We start from the raw sequence: 19,313 nt of genomic DNA on the forward strand, positions 1-19,313 counted from the left end.
TTGGTCAAATCCACCGGCCTACAATCCAGGCTGCCCGAGCCCTGAGCGCTCTCTTCCAATGCGTTGATCGAGGATGAACATGGACGTTGCCGATGTCGTGGTGCTGCAAGCTAGCTACAGCAATCCGGTGCATGCCGAAGCCATAGGGGTACTGCTCAACCACTATGCCGAGGACCCCATGGGGGGTGGTCGGCCCCTGGAGCAGGACCTGCTCCGGCAACTGCCGGCGGAACTGGCCAAGCGGCCTCAGGCGTTCAGTGTGCTGGCCTTTGCCGGGGGCCAGCCGGTGGGGCTGGTGAACTGCTTCGAGGGTTTTTCCACCTTTGCCTGTCGGCCCCTGGTGAATGTCCACGATGTGCTGGTGCTCGACGGCTTTCGCGGTCAGGGCCTGAGCCGGCGGATGCTGCAGAAGGTCGAGGACATCGCCCGGCAACGGGGCTGCTGCAAGATCACCCTGGAGGTGCTGGAGGGCAATGCCCGGGCTCAGGCGGCCTACCAGGCCTGCGGTTTCGCCGACGCCAGGCTCGATCCGGCCCATGGCCGCATGCTGTTCTGGAGTAAAATCTTGTAATGTCCGCTGTCAGCCCGGCGTCCGAGCCTTGCGCGTCCAGGGAAAGTCCCTGGCAGATTTTCCTGATGTTCCTGCGCCTGGGGCTGACGTCGTTCGGTGGGCCGGTGGCGCACCTGGGGTATTTCCGTCAGGAGTTCGTCCAGCGCCGCCACTGGCTGGGGGAGGCGGCCTACGCCGAGCTGGTCGCCCTGTGCCAGTTTCTTCCGGGACCGGCCAGCAGCAAGGTCGGCATTGTCCTGGGGGTGTCGCGGGCGGGCCTGCCCGGTGCCTTGTGCGCCTGGCTCGGTTTCACCTTGCCGTCGGCGCTGGCCCTGGCCTTGCTGGCGCTGGGAATCGGCAGTGGGGTGCCTCCCGGGGTGCTCAAGGGCTTGCAGATTGTGGCGGTCGCCGTGGTCGCCCTGGCGCTTTGGGGAATGGCCCGCAGCCTGTGTCGTGGTGCCTTGCGTATCGCCATTGCCCTGCTCGCCGCGTGGCTGGTGCTGCGCTGGCCGGGCCTGAGCGGACAGTTGCTGGTGATGCTGCTGGCGGCGCTGGTGGGGGGTGTGCTGATCACCCCGGCCGCCCGGACCGAGGTCGATGCGCTCGCCCCCTGGGGCAGTCGGCGCCTGGGTGCGCTGCTACTGGCGGTGGCTGCCTTGCTATTGCTGGTGCTGCCCTGGCTGTCGGCGCTGTGGCCACACACCTGGCTGCGCCTGTTCGACGCGTTCTATCGCATCGGCGCCCTGGTCTTTGGCGGCGGGCATGTGGTGTTGCCGCTGTTGCAGAGTCAGGTCGTGGAGTCCGGCTGGATCAGCGATCCCCTGTTCATGACCGGCTATGCCAGCGCCCAGGCGGTGCCGGGGCCGTTGTTCAGTGTCGCTGCGTTCATCGGGGCGGCCATCGACGGTTGGTCCGGGGCCCTGATCTGTCTGTTGGCGATCTTCTTGCCGGGTTTTTTGCTGGTGATCGGCGTGCTGCCTTTCTGGCAGACCTTGCGCCAACGTCGGCGCATCCAGGCGGCGCTGGCCGGGGTCAATGCCGCGGTGGTGGGGTTACTGGCGGCCGCGCTGTACCAACCGCTGGGGACCAGCAGCGTGACCGGGCCCACAGAACTGCTGGCGGTGCTGCTGGCCCTGGTGATGCTGCGCAGCGGCCGGGTACCGCCCTGGGCCTTGGTGCTGCTGGGGGCGGCGCTGGGCGGCTGGCTGCTCTAGGCATCGTGCAAGGCCGGATCGGGCTTGGGGAACACCAGGCGGAACTCGGTGAGGTGCTGTGGATCGCTGGCGACCTCGGTGCGTCCTTGATGCAGGTTCATGATTGAGCGAACGATCGCCAGGCCCAGTCCGGTCCCGCCTTCGGCCCGGGTGCGGCTGCTGTCGACCCGGTAGAAGCGCTCGAACAGATGGGGCAGGTGGCAGGCGGCGATGCCCGCTCCCGGGTTGCCCACGGCCAGGCTGACGTCCTGCAGTTGGCGTTCGATCCGCAGGGTGATCCGTCCCTGTTCCGGGCAATGGCGAATGGCATTGGACAGCAGGTTGGAAATCGCCCGCTGGATCATCAGGCGATCGCCCTGCACCCAGGCGTCGCCGCTCAACTCAAGTGCCAGCTGCTTGTCCTCGGCACTGAGGGCGAACAGGTCCATGACCCGGCGTGCCTCCTCGGCCAGGGATACCCGGGTGAAGCGGGCCTGGGAGGCCGGCTGGCTGACCTGGGCCAGGAACAGCATGTCGGCGACGATCCGGGTGACCCGCTCCAGTTCCTCGATGCTCGATTCCAGCACGGCCTTGTATTCCTCCGGCGGGCGTTCCCGGGACAGGGTCACCTGGGCCTTGCCCATCAGGTTGCTGATGGGCGAGCGCAGTTCATGGGCCAGGTCGTCGGAGAACTGCGACAGGCGCTGCACCCCGCCATCCAGGCGGTGCAGCATGACGTTGAAGCCCTGGCCCAGTTCCGCCAGTTCCCGGGGCAACCGCTCCAGGTTCAAGCGATGGGTCAGGTCCTGGGTGGTGACCTTGGCGGCCACCCGGGTGAACTGCTGCAGGGGCAGCAGGCCGCGCTGCACCAGGCGCCAGGCGCCGATGCCGATCAGCAGCAGCAACAGCGGCAGGGCAATCACCGTGGAGCGCAGATAGGCGCTGAGCAGGGCCTGATCGTTGCTGCGGTCCAGGCTCAGGATCACCCGCACCTGTTCGCCGTTGCGCAGGCTCATCGCTCGGGCGGCGCCGAGCAACTGGGTGCCGCGGTGGTCGCGCCAGTCGAAGTAACCGCTGTCGGGCACCTTCTTCAGGGCCTCGGGCAGCGATTGCTGCAGATCGCCGCCGACATTGAGCAGGGGCTCGGCCAGCGGGTCGCTGCCCAGGATGCTCAATTGCAGGTTGTCGTGGCCCAGCACCAGGTCCAGCAGGGAGTGGGGGCGGGCGGCCAGGTCGCTGCTCTTGAGGTCGCTGGTCAGGCTGTGGCGGATCTGTTCCAGCTTGCTGTCCAGGCCCTTGCGCGCCAGGTTGTCCAGCTCGTGGCTCAGGGCCAGGTAGGCCAGGCTCGCCAGCAGCAGCACCAGCGCCGCCCCCATCAGGCTGACGGTCAGCCCCAGGCGCATGGACAGGCTGCTATTGCTGGCGGGGGCGGGCGGGGTTTTCATCGGCGCACTTCCAGGACATAACCGACACCGCGCAGGGTGTGGATCAACCGCACCTCGTGGGCTTCGTCGATCTTGGCCCGCAGGCGGCTGATGGACACTTCCACCACGTTGGTGTCGCAGTCGAAGTTCATGTCCCAGACCAGGGAAATGATTTGCGTGCGGGTCAGTACTTCCCCCGAATGACGCATCAATACATGTAGCAGGGTGAATTCCTTGGTGGTCAGGTCAATACGCCGATCGCCGCGATAAGCCCGATGACGTCGCGGATCAAGTTGCAGATCGGCCACTTGCAATACTTGCGAAGGGGCTGCAGGTTCAGCGCGCCGTATCAGGGTGCGCACCCGTGCCAACAACTCGGGAAACTGAAAGGGTTTGACCAGATAATCATCGGCGCCCATGTCCAATCCCTTGACCTTGTCTTCCAGACGACCGCGAGCGGTCAACATCATGACCCGTGCCTGAGATTGTCCGCGCATATCTTGCAACACTTGCCAACCATCTTTGCCCGGCAGGTTTATATCCAGGATGACCAACTCGTAAGGCTGCTGTTGAATCAGGTGCAAACCGTCCACGCCATTGTTGGCGCGATCGACCACATAACCACTTTCACTCAGGCCTTGGTGCAAGTAGTCCGCTGTTTTGGGTTCGTCTTCAACCACCAGGATGCGCATTGCCGGATTCTCTTCAAAGTGCTTGGGAAGTATCGAATGAGGGGGAGGATGAAGCCTGCAGTAGCTATAGGGTCAACAGAAATAATCAATTAATTCAGATGATTAGCCGCTGGTTCGATGAATGGCGTGTGATCGGACGCAGGCATCCTAATTCAATCGGCACGCGCGCAGTGGCAGATGACAGAGTTGTAATGCAGGGGTCATTGTGGTGACAGAAAGTTGTTTTAAGCGGATATAAAAAAGGCGCCCAACAGGGCGCCAAACGTCCATCTCTGTCACAGGAGCACAATGTCCAGAGTGGGTATTGCGTTGAACATGGATCAAGCGTCGGGCTGTTGTTTCTTGGCGTCCGGCGCGGAATAGTGAGTACCGGCCTTGTCTTGCTCGGTCTTGGCGAGGTTCTGGTTCTTATCGCCGTGAATCTGTTGCTGATTGACCCGGAAGTTCTCGTAGAAGCGTTGCATATGCTCGGCTCCGCCTTCGGCAAAGGCTGCACTGGAAGTGGCTAGGATCAAACCGCTAAATACCAAAGTTGAAAGTTTCATACTGCGTTTCCTACTTAAGAGTGTTCGGTCACTTGTTTCGTCCCTGTACAAGAAGTGATGGGGCAAGTTTCAGCGAAGTGTATTAAGTGAGGGTTAACGTCAGCCTGAATGCACAATTGCATTGTTGACAACATGTGTCCGTTGCCAAGTGCAGGCCGCTATGAGCCGCTGTGCCGACAGAGGCATTGATCAGGGCGGGCGCTGGCGCTTTCGTCGACCAGCAGGCTTCTACGGGGCAGGGGGAAGGGGGAAGGGCTGTTGCGTATTGGCGCGGATGGGGGCCGTTGCGGCCCCCGGTGTGGATTCTTACTGCTGCACCACGGCGGCGTCGGTCGGCGGCTTGGGCTTCATCAGGCTGAAGTCGATCAGCGGCTTGCTCTGGCGCGAGTAGGGGTTGCCAATCAGCAGGGGACGAGGCTTGAAGCTGTCGCTGATCAGGCTGCGGCTAGGGTCCAGCTGATCGAAGCTCAGGCCGGCCAGTTCGGCCCAGGTATGCACCAGCTGGGAGCTGATGTAGGGCCGGCTGAGGTCGGAAGCAAAGTTCCAGTCATGGGTTTCGCGCCATTTCGGCGAGGCCCAGGCCATGAACGGAATGGTGTACATCGGCGCGGTGGGCTTGCCTTCGTTGCGTCCCAGGGTGTCGTGGCCGGCAGAGTCGAAGACGTCTTCGCCGTGGTCCGACAGGTACAGCAGGAAGCCGTTGGGGTCGGTCTTGGCGTAGTCCTTGATCAGGCTGGACACCACGAAGTCGTTGTACAGCACGGCGTTGTCATAGCTGTTGTAGGTCGGCACCTGGTCGTCGTGCACGCCGGCCGGCACGCCCTGGCGATCGGTGAATTTTTCAAAGGTCGGCGGGTAGCGGTACTGGTAGCTCATGTGGGTGCCCAGCAGGTGCACCACGATGAATTTGCGCGGGGCGCTGTCGGCCAGGGCCTTGGAGAAGGGCTCCAGGACGTCGCCATCGTACTGGCGGGCGTTCTGGTTGCGGTTGTTGTTCAGGTAAACCTGCTCGTCCGCCTGTTCAGAGAAGGTGGTGAGCATGGTGTTGCGCTTGGTCATGGTCTGCTGGTTGGTGATCCAGTAGGTCTTGTAGCCGGCCTGCTTCATCACGCTGACCAGGGAGGGGGTCTTGAGATACAGGTCGGGGTTTTCTTCATCGGCGAAGGTCAGTACCTGTTGCAAGGCCTCGATGGTATAGGGACGCGGGGTGATGACGTTGTTGAACACCGCCAGCTGGTCCTTGAGCTTGTCCAGCTCCGGAGTGGTCTGGCGCGGGTAGCCGTACAGGCTCATGCGCTGGCGGTTGGTGGATTCACCGATCACCAGCACCAGGGTGGCCGGCTGGTTGGCCATGCTGTCCTTGAGGTTGGTCAGGGGCGGGATCTTGCTGACGCTGTCGAGCATGCCTTGCATGCCGTCCAGTTGCTGACGGTAGCGGCGATAGGCGACCACCATCTGCCATGGCACTGCCGGCTCGATGCGGGTTTCGAACTTTTCCAGGCCGTCGGCCAGGGTGTCCGCGCGCGAGATCTGCTTGACCAAGGGGTAGCCGACAATCGCCACCAGGATCGCCGCGGCGGCGACCAGTGCCTGGCCCCGGGGCAGGTAGACCGGGCGCAGGCGGGTCCAGAGGAAGATGGCAAAGGCCGTGTGGGCCAGGAAGGCCGCAACCATCCACCAGGCAAAGTACTGGGTCAGGTATTCACCGGCTTCCGAGGGGTTGGACTCGAACATGATGAAAATGACGCTTTGCGAGAACTCCTGTTGGTAGATGAAGAAGTAGCCCAGGCTGGCCATGGAACAGGCCCAGAGCACCACACCGATCACCGCGGCCATGACTTTGGTGCGTGCCGGGAACAGCAGCATCGGCGCCAGCCAGATGGCACTCATGAAGAACGCCTGGCGGAAACCGGCGAAGCCGGAGGTGTCGGTCAGCTGGATCAGCAGTTGAGTGATGCCGGAGAAATACCAGAAGAACAGGAACAGCCAGAGCAGGCCCATCCAGTCGAAACCTGCCGCAGACGTCGTACTGCGTTTGAACAAAGCCATTCAGTGCTCCCCACAATTCCAAGATCATTGGGCGCAGGTGTCGCGCCGCAAATGAAGCCCGCCGTCGGTAACAAGACGGCCACAATGGCCTGGAGTATCGAATGCCAAGTGTGAAAAGTTCGTGAGGCCGACGTGGGATTTTTGTCTGGGAAGCCGTGGCAGTCACGGCTGTTCGGCGCATGCGCCGTTGGACAGATAGCGCAGGCCGGGCCTGCGTCGAGGGGCGAGTTCAGCTCGCGGAGGGAAGGTGCAGCTCGGCGACAGGGCCTTGAGCCTGGGCCTGCAACATCCGGCGCAGTTGTGCGACCTCTTGTTGCAACTGGTCGCGTTGCTCCTTGAGCTGACGCAATTCGTCGCGACGAATGGTCACATAAAGGGTTTGTGCAGGTCGTGCCGGTTGTACTGTGCCCATTGCTTCACCTCGCAAATGGTGTGCCTCAACTATGCTGTGCTCTGCCCATGCCGGGCGTGGAGCGCTGTCGCAGGCGGCGATTTTATTTCTTTTTCGGATAATGGGAACTTTTTTATTTTTCGGGGTCGCTGTGTCTTGCCGTGGTTTTCTGTCGTTATTCCCCCGGGCTCTGCGAAACTTCGCCCCGGGTGCCTGGACTAATCTTCACTCGTTGCCCGCCCGCCGGGGCGGGAACTGGGCCCGGGCACGTCGCGTTGAGCGCAGGTGGCCGCAAAAACTGCGCTTTTGTCTGAAGATTGCGCTGTCTTGGAGCGTCTTGCCTTGTATAGTTGCGCCCCTTGAAGTGGGTACCGGCCCATTGGGCTATACATTTTTTGATCTGAATTTTTTGCAGTAGGAGCATCAGCACATGCAACTGGGGATTATTGGACTGGGCCGCATGGGCGGTAACATTGCACGGCGCCTGATGCTCAATGGGCACGAAACCGTAGTCTTTGACCGCAACACCGAGTTCGTCAGCACCCTGGCCGCCGAAGGCGCCAAGGGCGTCGCCGATCTGCCGGCCCTGGTGGCCGGCCTGGAAAAACCCCGCGCCGTCTGGGTCATGCTGCCCGCCGGCGAACCCACCGAAGACACCATCGACACCCTCAGCCAGTTGCTGGAACCGGGTGACGTCATCATCGACGGCGGCAACACCTACTATAAGGACGACATCCGTCGCGCCCGCGATCTGGCGCAAAAGGGCCTGAAGTACATCGACGTCGGCACCTCCGGCGGCGTCTGGGGCCTGGAGCGCGGCTACTGCATGATGATCGGCGGCGACGCCGATGAGGTGCTGCGCCTGGATCCGCTGTTCGCGGCCCTGGCCCCGGGCCTGGGTTCGATTCCACGGACCAAGGATCGGGTCGCCGCTGACGACCGTGCCGAGCGCGGCTACATCCACGCCGGTCCCGCCGGTGCCGGACACTTCGTCAAGATGATCCACAACGGCATCGAGTACGGGATGATGCAGGCCTTTGCCGAGGGCTTCGACATTCTCAAGACCAAGTCGTCGGACATCCTGCCGCAGGATCAGCGTTTTGACCTGAACGTGGCGGACATCGCCGAAGTCTGGCGTCGTGGCAGCGTGGTGTCGTCCTGGCTCCTGGACCTGACCGCCGATGCCCTGGCCGGCGATCCGAAACTCGAAGGCTTTTCCGGTTCCGTGGCCGACAGCGGCGAAGGGCGCTGGACCATCGAAGCGGCCATGGAGCAGGCGGTGCCGGTGCCGGTGCTGTCCAACTCGCTGTTCTCCCGCTACCGCTCCCGCGGCCAGGGCACCTACGGCGACAAACTGCTCTCGGCCATGCGCTTCGGCTTTGGCGGCCATGTGGAGAGCGGGAAGAAATGACCGCCACGCGAAAGAAGTCCAAGGCGTTGCCGGCGCCGCCGACCACGCTGTTCCTGTTCGGTGCCCGCGGCGATCTGGTCAAGCGCCTGTTGACCCCGGCGCTGTACAACCTGAGCCGCGACGGCTTGCTGGATGAGGGACTGCGGATTGTCGGCGTCGACCACAATGCGGTGAGCGACGCCGAGTTCGCCACGCTGCTGGAAGACTTCCTTCGCGATGAAGTGCTGAACAAACAAGGCCAGGGGGCGTCGGTGGACGCTGCTGTCTGGGCCCGCCTGACCCGGGGCATCCGCTACGTCCAGGGCGATTTCCTCGACGATTCCACCTATGTCGAGCTGGCAGCACGGATTGCCGCCAGCGGCACCGGCAATGCGGTGTTCTACCTGGCCACCGCGCCGCGCTTCTTTGGTGAAGTGGTGCAGCGGCTGGGGGCGGCGGGGCTGCTGGAGGAACGGGAGGACGGCTTTCGCCGGGTGGTGATCGAGAAGCCCTTCGGCTCCGACCTGCAGACCGCCGAAGCCCTCAACGCCTGCCTGCTCAAGGTCATGAGCGAAAAGCAGATCTATCGCATCGACCATTACCTGGGCAAGGAAACCGTGCAGAACATTCTGGTCAGCCGGTTCTCCAACAGCCTGTTCGAAGCGTTCTGGAACAATCATTACATCGACCACGTGCAGATCACCGCGGCGGAAACCGTCGGTGTCGAAACCCGTGGCAGCTTTTATGAACACACCGGCGCCCTGCGGGACATGGTGCCCAATCACCTGTTCCAGCTGTTGGCGATGGTGGCGATGGAGCCCCCGGCAGCCTTTGGCGCCGACGCGGTGCGCGGCGAGAAGGCCAAGGTCGTGGGGGCGATCCGCCCCTGGTCCCTGGAAGAGGCCCGGGCCAACTCGGTGCGCGGTCAGTACAGTGCCGCCGTGGCGGACGGCAAGCCGGTGCCGGGTTATCGCGACGAGGCCAATGTGGCGCCGGACAGCAATACCGAAACCTATGTCGCGCTGAAGGTGATGATCGACAACTGGCGCTGGGTCGGGGTGCCGTTCTACCTGCGTACCGGCAAGCGCATGAGCGTGCGCGACACCGAGATCGTCATTTGCTTCAAGCCGGCGCCTTATGCGCAATTCCGTGACACCGAGGTCGAGCGCCTGTCGCCGACCTACCTGCTGATCCAGATCCAGCCCAATGAGGGCGTATGGTTCGATCTGCTGGCCAAGCGTCCCGGGCCGAGCCTGGACATGGCCAATATCGAGTTGGGCTTTGCCTACCGCGATTTCTTCGAAATGCAACCGTCCACCGGCTACGAGACGCTGATCTATGACTGCCTGATCGGCGACCAGACCCTGTTTCAGCGCGCCGACAACATCGAGAACGGCTGGCGTGCGGTACAGCCCTTTCTCGATGCCTGGAAGCAGGACGCCAGCGTGCAGCCTTATCCCGCCGGCACCGATGGCCCGGCGGCCGGCGACGAGCTGCTGGCGCGGGACGGCCGGGTCTGGCGCCCCCTCGGATGAGTGTCTCCAAGGCGCCGCCGATCCAGTTCCTGCTCAGTGACATGGACGGCACCCTGTTGCGTCCCGACCACAGCATCAGCCCCCGCACCCTCGATGCCGTTCGCGCCTTGCGCGAGGCCGGGGTGGCGTTCAGCCTGGCCACCGGCCGACCGCCGCGGGCCATGCAGCAGCAGATCGAGGCCCTGGGCGTGGACCTGCCGACAGCGGGGTTCAATGGCGGCAGCATCGTCAGGCCCGATGGCCGCTTTCTGGTTCGCCATCATGTGCCGGTGCCAGCGGCGGTGAGCGCCTTGCTGCTGTTCGAAGCGTTCCCGCAGATCGAGACTTGGGTGTTCGCCGACAACCAATGGCTGCTGCGCCACCTCGATGGCGCCCTCATGCCCCTGGAGTGCCAGGCGCTGGGCTTTGGGCCGAAAGTGGTGGACAGTTTCGAGGAGTACCTGCCGCGCATCGACAAGATCGTGGCCGCCAGCAGCGACCATCGGTTGCTGGTGGAGCTGGAGGCTCGCTTGCATGCAAGCACCGCCGGGCAGGCCCAGGCGTCCCGTTCCCAACCCAGGTTCCTTGATGTCACCGCCCTGCAGGCGGACAAGGGCCAGGCCCTGGCCACCCTGGCCGAGTATCTGGGCGTGCCGTTGCAGCGCACCGCGGCGCTGGGGGATGGCGGCAACGACCCGGCGATGTTCCAGCGTGCCGGCCTGTCGATTGCCATGGGCCAGGCGCAGGAGCAGGTCAAGCGCCAGGCGGATGTGATCACCGGCAGCAACCTGGAAGACGGCGCTGCCGAGGCCATCGAGCGCTACATCCTCCTGCGCTGAGGAGCATGGCCGGGCGTTGCGCCGGGCCACGGGCTTGCTGCTATCGATTCAAGCGCGCCGCAACGTCCAGCCCCGAGGCGGCGCGGCAATGCCTACAGCCAGTAGCTCACCGCGTACCAGCCCAGCAGGCCCATGACCACGGTGTAGGGCAGGGCCATCCACACCATGCGGCCGTAGGACAGGCGAACCAGCGGCGCAATCGCCGACGTCAGCAGGAACAGGAACGCCGCCTGGCCGTTGGGCGTGGCCACGCTGGGCAGGTTGGTGCCGGTGTTGATGGCGATCGCCAGGGTCTCGAAGTGTTCGCGGCTCATCTGTCCGGCGACGAAGGCCCGTTTCACTTCGGTGATGTAGATGGTGGCGACGAACACGTTGTCACTGATCGCCGACAGCAGGCCATTGGCGATGAACAGCATGCCCGGTTGCTGCTCCTGCGGCAGCGCCAGCACCCACTGGATCAGCGGCACGAACAGTTGCTGCTGGTGAATCACTGCGACCACGGCAAAGAACACTACCAGCAGGGCGGTGAAGGGCATGGCGTCCTTGAAGGCGTTGCCCAGCCGGTGCTCATCGGTAATCCCGGTGAAGGCGGTGATCAGCACGATCACCAACAGCCCGATCAGCCCGACTTCGGCCACATGCAGGGCCAGGCCGACAATCAGGATCAAGGCCGCCAGCCCCTGCACCAGCAGGGCTGCCCGTTGCCGCGCGCTGCGCTGGGCATCGTCTTCGGCGGCGTAGTTGGCCAGCACCCGGCGCACGTTGTCCGGCAGCAGGGTGCCGTAACCGAACCAGCGCAGTTTTTCCAGCAGCACGCAGGTCGCCAGCCCCGCCGCCAGCACCGGCAGGGACACCGGCGCCACCTTGCTGAAGAACTCGGCGAAGTGCCAGCCCATCTCGTGGCCGATCAACAGGTTCTGCGGTTCACCCACCAGGGTGCACACGCCGCCCAGGGCCGTGCCCACGGCGCCGTGCATCAACAGGCTGCGCAGAAAGGCACGGAACTGCTGCAGGTCGTCGTGATGCAGGGTCGGCAGGTGCTGGTCGTCGCCAAAGGCGCTGTCCTGGCGCGGGTCATTGCCGGAGGCCACACGGTGGTACACCGAGTAGAAGCCCACGGCGGCGCTGATGATCACCGCGGTGACCGTCAGGGCGTCGAGAAAGGCCGAGAGAAAGGCCGACAGAAAGCAGAACAGCAAGCCCAGCAGCGCCTTGGAGCGCACCCCCAGCAGTAGCCGGGAGAACAGGAACAGCAGCAGTTCCTTCATGAAATAGATGCCGGCCACCATGAACATCAGCAGCAGGATCACCGGGAAGTTGTGCACCAGTTCGTCATACAGGGCCTGGGGCGTGGCCATGCCCAGCAGCAGCGCCTCCACCAGCAGCAGGCCGCCGGGCATCAAGGGGTAGCACTTGAGGGCCATGGCCAGGGTGAAGATGAACTCGATCACCAGGCACCATCCGGCCGCCGCCGGGCTGACCCAGAAGTAGAGCAGGGGATTGAGCAGCAGGAAGGCGAGGATGCTGGCCTTGTACCAACGTGGGGACTGGCCGAGAAAATTGTGCGCAAACGCCTGGGCCATTGAGCCGGACATGGGCTGCTCCTTGTGTTGAGAAGCGCGCAACTTGCCGCATGGCGAATTGAGAATCAAGAATTGATGAAATCTTTTGCGACAATCGCCTCCACCCAAGCGATCCGGCCCTCACCCTCGTAGGCGCCGGCTTGCCGGCGAGCAGGCCCTTGGGTCCTGCGCAGTGCCGCTGGGCGCCTTCGCCGGCAAGCCAGCGCCTACGCTCGGCACACCATCGGGGGGCTCTTGCAGGCGCCGGCTTGCCGACGAATGGGCCTGTGAGTCTTGCGCAGCGTTCAAGGACGCCTTCGCTGGCCCGCCAGCGCCTGCCTGGGGGCGGGGTTTAGTCGGGGCGCTTGGCGACCAGGGTCAGGATGTCGTAGCTGGCCACCAGCTCACCCAACTGGTTGGTCACTTCCACGTCCCAGGCCACCACCCCTTGCGGCGTGCCCTGGGGGCTCTGCTTGCCCTGATCGATCTTGCGCTTGCAGGTCAGGCGCGCCTGCAGGGTGTCGCCAATGCCCACCGGGCTGATGAAGCGCAGTGTGTCCAGGCCATAGTTGGCCAGGACCGGGCCCGGCCCCGGGGAGACGAACAGACCGGCCGCCGCCGAGAGCACGAAATAGCCGTGGGCAATGCGCTTGCCGAACTGCGACTGCTTGGCGGCAATCTCGTCGAAGTGCATATAGAAGTGGTCCCCCGACAGGCAACCGAAATTCACCAGGTCGGCTTCGGTCACGGTGCGCCGGTGGGTCAGCAGGGATTCACCGATCTGCAGGTCCTGGAAGTGCCGGCGGAACGGGTGGACCTCGGTTTCGATGACCTTGGCGCCGCGCACGTATTCACCGGTCACTGCCGCCAGCATGCTCGGGGACCCCTGCACCGCGGCCCGCTGCAGGTAGTGCTTGACCGCCCGCAGGCCGCCCAGCTCTTCACCGCCACCGGCGCGACCGGGGCCACCGTGCTTGAGTTGTGGCAGTGGCGAGCCGTGGCCGGTGGATTCGCCGGCGCACTCGCGGTCCAGGATCAGCAGCCGGCCGTGCCAGGCCGCGGCCCGGGGGATGACCTGGGCGGCGATGCCCGGGTCCTTGGTCACCAGGCTGGCCACCAGGCTGCCCTTGCCACGGGCGGCCAGTTCCAGGGCCTGGTCCAGGTCGTCGTAGGCCATCAGGCTGCTGACCGGACCAAAGGCCTCGATATCGTGGGCGCCGCCCTGGGCCAGGGGATCGCGGGCCAGCAGCAGGGTCGGGGCAAAGAACGCGCCCTGGCTGACGTTTTCGCCCCGGGGCTCGAAGCCGTCCCGGGCGCCGAACAACAGGTCGCTGCTGTGCAGCAGGCTTTCCAGGCGCTCGGCCACGTCCCGCTGTTGCGCGTGGGAGGCCAGGGCGCCCATGCGCACGCCTTCCAGCGACGGATCGCCGACCACCACCTTCGCCAGGCGTTCGCGCAAACCCGTGGCCACGGCGTCCAACTGCCTGGCCGGAACGATGGCGCGCCGGATGGCGGTGCATTTCTGCCCGGCCTTGACCGTCATTTCCCGCACCACTTCCTTGATGAACAGCTCGAACTCCGGGTCGTCCGGGGTCACGTCCGGCGCCAGGATCGCGCAGTTCAGCGAATCGGCCTCGGCGTTGAAGGGCACCGAGTGGCGGATCAGGTTGGGGTTGGCCCGCAGCGTGGCGGCGGTGACCGCCGAACCGGTGAAGGTCACCAGGTCCTGGCCTTGCAGGCGATCGAGCAGATCGCCGGTGCCGCCGATCACCAGTTGCAGGCTGCCTTCGGGCAACAGGCCGGACTCATGCATCAGGCGCACCGCCGCCTCGGTCAGGTAGCTGGTGGCACTGGCCGGTTTGACGATGCAGGGCATGCCGGCGAGAAAGCAGGGGGCGAACTTTTCCAGCATTCCCCAGATGGGAAAGTTGAAGGCGTTGATGTGCACCGCCACGCCGCCACGGGGCACCAGGATATGGGTGCCGGCAAAACTGCCGAGCTTGCTCAGGGTCTGTGCCGGGCCTTCGTGCAGCAGGTTGCCCGAGGGCAGCTCGCGGGCGCCGAGCCCGGCATAGCTGAACAGGGTGCTGTTGCCGCCCTCGATGTCGATCCAGCTGTCGGCCCGGGTCGCGCCGCTGTGGTGGGACAGGGCGTACAGCTGTTCCTTGCGCTCGCCAAGGTACAGCGCCAGGGCCTTGAGGCGCCGGGCGCGCTCCTGGAAATCCAGGGCCAGCAGGGCTCGGGCGCCGTTCACGCGGCCATGTTGCAGCGCTTCGGCGAAGTCCAGGGGCTCTTCATGGGTGCGCGCCACTTCGTGGCCGTCGATGGCGCTGCGCAAGGCCTGGGCCGGGTGCTGGCCGATCCAGCGGCCGCCGATAAAGCTTTGCAGGGTAGGAGACTGTGGCATGGGAGAAAGGCTCCGAAGGGTCAAGTGAGGGCCGGCGCACCGTACCGGGCGCCGGGAGACAACTCAGTGATGGCTGGCGCCGCCAGCGCCGATGCCGGTCATGGACCGGATGAACTGCGCCAGGTAGCGGCCGCGCTCCAGCTCGGCCCGGGGCGAGCGGTCGCTGACGGACAAGGCCCAGGCCGTAAGGAACGCCAGGCTCATGGAGAACAGCGCCGGGTTGGCGTAGGGAAACAGCGCCTGGGGGTGGTGCAGCACATTGACCCAGACCGCCGGGCTGAGGATCAGCAGGACGATTGCCGAGATCAGCCCGGCCAGGCTGCCGCCCACCGCGCCCCGGGTGGTCAGGCCTTTCCAGAACATGGAAAGAAACAGCACGGGGAAATTCACCGACGCGGCAATCGCCAGCACCAGCCCCGAGAGAAAGGCGATGTTCTGCGATTCGAACAGCAGCCCCAGCAGCACCGCCAGGACGCCGATGCACAGGGTGGCGATCTTCGAGACGCGCATTTCCTGCTGGGTGCTGGCCTGGCCTTGGCGCATCACGCAGGCATACAGGTCGTGGGACACCGCCGAGGCGCCGGACAGCGCCAGCCCGGCCACCACCGCAAGGATGGTGGCGAAGGCCACGGCCGAGATGAAACCCAGGAACAGGTTGCCGCCCACCGCCTGGGCCAGGTGCACCGCGATCATGTTGGCGCCGCCGATGATGGCGCCGCTGGCGTCGCGATACTCGGGCTCGGTGCCGACCATGACGATCGCGCCGAAGCCGACCACGATCAGCAACAGATAGAAGTAGCCGATGAAACCTGTGGCATAGAGCACGCTCTTGCGCGCTTCCCGGGCGTCGCTGACGGTGAAGAAGCGCATGAGGATATGGGGCAGCCCGGCGGTGCCGAACATCATTCCCAGCCCCAGGGAAATGGCGTCGATGGGGTTCGACAGCAGCCCGCCGGGGGCCATGATCGCGCTGCCCTTGGCGTGCACCTCGCTGGCGCGGGCGAACAGCGCCTCGCTGCTGAAACCGAAGTGCTTGAGCACCATGAAGGCCATGAAGCTGGTGCCCGAGAGCAGCATCACCGCCTTGATGATCTGCACCCAGGTGGTGGCCAGCATGCCGCCGAAGGTCACGTAGCAGACCATCAGCAGGCCCACCAGCATCACCGCGTGGAGGTAGCTGAGGCCGAACAGCAGTTCGATCAGCTTGCCGGCGCCGACCATCTGCGCCACCAGGTACATCAGGGCCACGGTCAGGGTGCCGAACGCCGAGGTCAGGCGCACCGGCGTTTGGGCCAGGCGATAGGAAACCACGTCGGCGAAGGTGTAGGTGCCCAGGTTGCGCAGGCGTTCGGCGATCAGGAACAGGATGATCGGCCAGCCGGCCAGCACCCCGAGGGCGTACAGCAGGCCGTCGTAGCCGTTGAGAAACATCATGGCCGAGATGCCCAGGAAGGACGCGGCGGAGATCATGTCTCCGGCAATCGCCAGGCCGTTTTGCAGGCCGCTCATGCCGCCGCCGGCGGTGTAGAAGTCCTTGGCCGAGCGGGTGCGCAGGGCGGCCCAGCGGGTGATGCCCAGGGTCAGCAGGACGAACACCAGGAACATGCCGATGGCGTTCCCGTTCAGCGGGCGGGCGCTGTCGTCGGCGGCCAGGGCCAGGTCCCAGGCCAGCAGGCAGGGCAGCAGGAAGGCTCCTGCACCGCGCTTCATGACCGGTACTCGCGCTTGAGTTTGTCGTTCAGCGGGTCCAGCAGCCGGTTGCTGCGATACACATAAAGACCGGTGAGGGCAAAGGCCAGGAGAATCATCGCCACGCCCACCGGCATGCCGACGCTGGTGGCCCCGCCGGACAGCGAGCGGCCCAGCAGGCCGGGATTGAAGGCCACCAGCAAAACGAAGCCGTAGTAGGCCAGGAGCATGACCAGGGTCAGGGACCAGTAGAGTCGCTGCTTGCGCCGGACCAGCTGGATAAAGTCCGGGTGGCGGGTGATGCGGTCTATTTCTTGCGGGCTCATGGGCGGTTCTCTCTTGTTGTTGTTCTGGGGCACGCGTACCGACGTTGGGTTCAGGGTTGGTCGAAGTCCAGGACCACCTTGTCGCTGAGGGGATAGGACTGGCAGGACAGCACATAACCGGCCGCCACTTCGTAGTCTTCCAGGGCGTGGTTGCTGTCCATTTCCACCTCGCCTTCGATGACCTTGCACTTGCAGGTGGAGCAGACCCCGGCCTTGCACGAATAGGGCAGTTCGGCGCCCTGGGCGTTGCCGGCATCCAGCAGGCTCTGGCTGTTGCGCGGCAGGTCAAAGGCCAGGGCCCGACCGTCGCTGATCACGGTGATCCGGCTGACCTGCGGGTCCTGGGCGCGGGCGGCTTCCCGGGCCTGGCGCTTCTGGCCGTCGCCGGCGGCATGGAACAGCTCGAAGTGGATGCGCTCGGCCTTCATGCCGGCGGCCTTGAGGCTGTCGCGCACGGTTTCGGTCATGGCCTGGGGGCCGCAGATGAAGGCCGCGTCCAGTTGCCTGACATCGAGCCAGCGGGAAAACAGTTGCCGGCATTTGTCCTGGTTGATGCGGCCGTTGTAGAGGTCGATGTCCTGCTGTTCGCGACTGAACACGAACACCAGGTTCAGGCGCTGCAGATAGCGGTTCTTCAAGTCCTCCAGCTGTTCGCGAAACAGCGCCGAGGCGCTGGAGCGGTTGCCGTAGAGCAGGGTGATGCGACTCAGCGGCTCGCCTTCCAGGGTGCTCTTGATGATCGACAGGATCGGCGTGATGCCGCTGCCCGCGGCCACCGCCAGGTAGTGGCCGCGACGGGTCGGCTCCAGCTCGACATGGAAGCGGCCGGCCGGAGGCATGACCTCCAGCGACTGCCCGGGCTTGAGCCGTTCGTTGGCGAAGGCCGAAAAGCGCCCGCCGCTGACGCGTTTCACCGCGATGCGCAGCTCGTCGTCATTCACCCCGCTGCAGATGGAGTAGGAGCGCCGAACTTCCTCGCCCTCCAGTTCGGTGCGCAGCACCAGATGCTGGCCCTGGGTGAAGTGGAACTGCGCTTGCAGGTGCCGGGGAATCTCGAAGGCGATGGACACCGCATCGCGGGTCTCGCTGCGTACATCCTTGATGGTCAAGCGGTGGAACTGGCTCATGGTGATTCTCCTCTGGGGCGCGGGCGGCTCAGATGCACTTGAAATAGTCGAAGGGTTCCAGGCAGTCGCGGCAGCGGTACAGGGCCTTGCAGGCGGTGGAGCCGAACTCGCTGAGGCGCTCGCTGTGGGCACTGCCGCATTGCGGGCAGAGCACCTGGGGCGCGTCCCCCAGCAGGCTGCGCTTGCTGCTGCCCGAGGGCGGCGCGATGCCGTAGGCCCGCAGGCGCTGGCGACCGCGCTCGGTGATCCAGTCGGTGGTCCAGACCGGGGTCAGTTGGCGCACCAGGCGCGGAGCCTTGAAGCCGGCCTGTTCCAGGGCCTGGCGAATGTCGTTCTCGATCACCTCGGTGGCCGGGCAGCCGGAGTAGGTGGGGGTCAGCGCCACCTGCAGATGGCCGGCCTGCCAGTCCAGGTCGCGGACGATGCCCAGGTCGAGCACGCTGACCACCGGCACTTCCGGGTCCATGACCTGATCCAGGGTGCTCCAGGCCAGGTCCAGGTCGCCCCGTTGCAGGCTCCGCGCGCCCTGGTCGCTGCCGATCAGCTCACCAGACCGCATCGGGGTAGGCCCTCGGCAGGAATTGCATCTCGGCCAGCAGTGGGCCCAGGTGCTCGGTGTGCAGGCCCCGGCGTGCATCCAGGTAGAAATGGCTCGGCGCCTCGGGCACGGGCAGGGTGGCCCGGGCGAAGTGGGTTTCGACGGTGGCGCGCCAGGCCTCGGCCACCTGGACCGGATCGGCCCACAGGCCGGCCCGGTGCAGCTCGATTTCCGTGGCGTGGTGCTCGACCAGCTCACCGGTGAAGCGCCACAGCCGGGGGATCGCCTGCAGCATGCGCTGGTGGCTTTCCTCGGTGCCGTCTCCCAGGCGCTCGATCCATTCGCTGGAGCGCCGCAGGTGATAGGTGACTTCCTTGAGGGCCTTGGCGGCGATGCCGGCCATCCGCTCATCCGCCGACTGGCTCAGGCCCTTGAGGGTTTCCAGGTGCCAGGCGTCGTAGAAGAACTGCTTGAGCAGGGTCACCGCGAAATCGCCATTGGGCTGCTCCACCAGCAACAGGTTGCGGTAGGCCCGCTCGTCACGACGGAAGGCCAGGTGATCGGCGTCGCGGCCATCGGCCAGCCGTTCGGCGGCGTAGTCCAGCCAGTTGCGGGCCTGGCCCACCAGGTCGAGGCCGACGTTCATCAGCGCCAGTTCTTCTTCCAGGGCCGGGGCCCGGCCGCACCATTCGCACAGGCGCTGGCCCTGGATCAGGGCGCTGTCGCCCAGGCGCAGCAGGTGGTTGATCAGATCGTTTGCAGGGTTCATGGCCGGCCTCACATGTGTCCGACTTCAGGGGGCAGCTGGTAGAAGCTGGCGTGGCGGTAGACCTTGTCGTCGGCCGGATCGAACAGCGGGTCCTTGTCATCCGGGGAGGAGGCGACGATCTGCGCCGATGGCACTACCCACAGGCTCACGCCTTCGCTGCGCCGGGTGTACAGGTCCCGGGCGTTGGTCATGGCCATGGCGGCGTCGGCGGCGTGCACGCTGCCCACATGCTTGTGATTGAGGCCGTGCTTGCTGCGCACGAAGACTTCGTAAAGGGTCCATTCAGACATGGGATTGACTCCGGATCA

General features: G+C 64.9%; 18 protein-coding genes. 5 read left to right on the forward strand and 13 right to left on the reverse strand.

Going from position 1 to position 19,313, the window contains the following annotated elements:
• The first annotated feature begins 79 nt into the window (after positions 1 to 79).
• The gene (locus ACMGG8_RS18855) at positions 80 to 571 is read left to right on the forward strand and encodes a GNAT family N-acetyltransferase (protein WP_414158136.1); all 492 of its coding nucleotides are present in this window, start codon (positions 80 to 82) and stop codon (positions 569 to 571) included.
• The gene (gene chrA / locus ACMGG8_RS18860; RefSeq protein WP_414158137.1) at positions 571 to 1,764 is read left to right on the forward strand and encodes a chromate efflux transporter; all 1,194 of its coding nucleotides are present in this window, start codon (positions 571 to 573) and stop codon (positions 1,762 to 1,764) included. Before ACMGG8_RS18855 ends, chrA begins: the two co-directional genes overlap by 1 nt.
• On the opposite strand, the gene ACMGG8_RS18865 is transcribed toward chrA, so the two are convergent.
• The 5 genes from ACMGG8_RS18865 to ACMGG8_RS18885 all read right to left on the reverse strand — a co-directional run bounded on the left by ACMGG8_RS18865 (position 1,761) and on the right by ACMGG8_RS18885 (position 6,865).
• Positions 1,761 to 3,188: a heavy metal sensor histidine kinase gene (locus ACMGG8_RS18865; protein WP_414158138.1), complete on the reverse strand. Its 1,428-nt coding sequence runs from the start codon at positions 3,186 to 3,188 to the stop codon at positions 1,761 to 1,763. The genes chrA and ACMGG8_RS18865 overlap by 4 nt on opposite strands.
• Positions 3,185 to 3,859 carry a heavy metal response regulator transcription factor gene (locus tag ACMGG8_RS18870; protein WP_414158139.1) on the reverse strand — a complete coding sequence of 225 codons (675 nt, stop codon included), beginning with the start codon at positions 3,857 to 3,859 and terminating at the stop codon, positions 3,185 to 3,187. The genes ACMGG8_RS18865 and ACMGG8_RS18870 overlap by 4 nt, the downstream gene beginning before the upstream one ends.
• A 320-nt stretch (positions 3,860 to 4,179) precedes the next feature.
• Complete coding sequence (locus tag ACMGG8_RS18875) at positions 4,180 to 4,404, reverse strand: hypothetical protein (protein WP_016963250.1); 225 nt, start codon at positions 4,402 to 4,404, stop codon at positions 4,180 to 4,182.
• Between the two features lie 306 nt (positions 4,405 to 4,710).
• On the reverse strand, positions 4,711 to 6,453 hold the full coding sequence (locus ACMGG8_RS18880; protein WP_235760182.1) for a phosphoethanolamine transferase CptA: 1,743 nt from the start codon (positions 6,451 to 6,453) through the stop codon (positions 4,711 to 4,713).
• Positions 6,454 to 6,682: 229 nt separating this feature from the next.
• Positions 6,683 to 6,865, reverse strand: coding sequence for a DUF6026 family protein (locus ACMGG8_RS18885; RefSeq protein ID WP_082729251.1), 183 nt, complete (start codon positions 6,863 to 6,865; stop codon positions 6,683 to 6,685).
• A gap of 409 nt (positions 6,866 to 7,274) precedes the next feature.
• Between ACMGG8_RS18885 and gnd the strand changes: the two genes are divergently transcribed.
• The 3 genes from gnd to ACMGG8_RS18900 are packed head-to-tail and all read left to right on the forward strand — an operon-like array spanning position 7,275 to position 10,587.
• On the forward strand, positions 7,275 to 8,255 hold the full coding sequence (gnd, locus tag ACMGG8_RS18890) for a phosphogluconate dehydrogenase (NAD(+)-dependent, decarboxylating) (protein WP_060839398.1): 981 nt from the start codon (positions 7,275 to 7,277) through the stop codon (positions 8,253 to 8,255).
• A complete protein-coding gene (zwf, locus tag ACMGG8_RS18895) occupies positions 8,252 to 9,769 on the forward strand; it encodes a glucose-6-phosphate dehydrogenase (RefSeq protein WP_060839397.1) in 1,518 nt (505 codons plus the stop codon). Before gnd ends, zwf begins: the two co-directional genes overlap by 4 nt.
• Complete coding sequence (locus tag ACMGG8_RS18900) at positions 9,766 to 10,587, forward strand: Cof-type HAD-IIB family hydrolase (protein ID WP_414158140.1); 822 nt, start codon at positions 9,766 to 9,768, stop codon at positions 10,585 to 10,587. Before zwf ends, ACMGG8_RS18900 begins: the two co-directional genes overlap by 4 nt.
• A gap of 92 nt (positions 10,588 to 10,679) precedes the next feature.
• Here ACMGG8_RS18900 and nhaB read toward each other — a convergent pair whose 3' ends face one another.
• The 8 genes from nhaB to paaB form a co-directional block, all read right to left on the reverse strand.
• Positions 10,680 to 12,182 (reverse strand): sodium/proton antiporter NhaB, encoded by a 1,503-nt coding sequence (gene nhaB, locus ACMGG8_RS18905; protein WP_108543855.1) that lies wholly within the window; start codon positions 12,180 to 12,182, stop codon positions 10,680 to 10,682.
• Positions 12,183 to 12,501: 319 nt separating this feature from the next.
• The gene (paaZ, locus tag ACMGG8_RS18910) at positions 12,502 to 14,556 is read right to left on the reverse strand and encodes a phenylacetic acid degradation bifunctional protein PaaZ (protein WP_414158141.1); all 2,055 of its coding nucleotides are present in this window, start codon (positions 14,554 to 14,556) and stop codon (positions 12,502 to 12,504) included.
• 63 nt (positions 14,557 to 14,619) lie between these two features.
• The gene (locus tag ACMGG8_RS18915) at positions 14,620 to 16,266 is read right to left on the reverse strand and encodes a cation acetate symporter (protein ID WP_414158142.1); all 1,647 of its coding nucleotides are present in this window, start codon (positions 16,264 to 16,266) and stop codon (positions 14,620 to 14,622) included.
• Positions 16,263 to 16,571 carry a DUF485 domain-containing protein gene (locus ACMGG8_RS18920; protein WP_102863492.1) on the reverse strand — a complete coding sequence of 103 codons (309 nt, stop codon included), beginning with the start codon at positions 16,569 to 16,571 and terminating at the stop codon, positions 16,263 to 16,265. The genes ACMGG8_RS18915 and ACMGG8_RS18920 overlap by 4 nt, the downstream gene beginning before the upstream one ends.
• A gap of 50 nt (positions 16,572 to 16,621) precedes the next feature.
• The gene (gene paaE / locus ACMGG8_RS18925; RefSeq protein ID WP_060839391.1) at positions 16,622 to 17,698 is read right to left on the reverse strand and encodes a 1,2-phenylacetyl-CoA epoxidase subunit PaaE; all 1,077 of its coding nucleotides are present in this window, start codon (positions 17,696 to 17,698) and stop codon (positions 16,622 to 16,624) included.
• Between the two features lie 28 nt (positions 17,699 to 17,726).
• Positions 17,727 to 18,257 carry a 1,2-phenylacetyl-CoA epoxidase subunit PaaD gene (paaD, locus tag ACMGG8_RS18930; protein ID WP_414158143.1) on the reverse strand — a complete coding sequence of 177 codons (531 nt, stop codon included), beginning with the start codon at positions 18,255 to 18,257 and terminating at the stop codon, positions 17,727 to 17,729.
• Positions 18,244 to 19,005, reverse strand: a complete 762-nt coding sequence (gene paaC / locus ACMGG8_RS18935; protein WP_414158144.1) for a 1,2-phenylacetyl-CoA epoxidase subunit PaaC — start codon at positions 19,003 to 19,005, stop codon at positions 18,244 to 18,246. Before paaC ends, paaD begins: the two co-directional genes overlap by 14 nt.
• Positions 19,006 to 19,013: 8 nt before the next feature.
• On the reverse strand, positions 19,014 to 19,295 hold the full coding sequence (gene paaB, locus ACMGG8_RS18940) for a 1,2-phenylacetyl-CoA epoxidase subunit PaaB (RefSeq protein ID WP_060843646.1): 282 nt from the start codon (positions 19,293 to 19,295) through the stop codon (positions 19,014 to 19,016).
• Positions 19,296 to 19,313 lie beyond the last annotated feature (18 nt).

Origin of the sequence: Pseudomonas sp. BNK-45 (assembly GCF_047456255.1) — a bacterium.
GTDB lineage: Bacteria > Pseudomonadota > Gammaproteobacteria > Pseudomonadales > Pseudomonadaceae > Aquipseudomonas.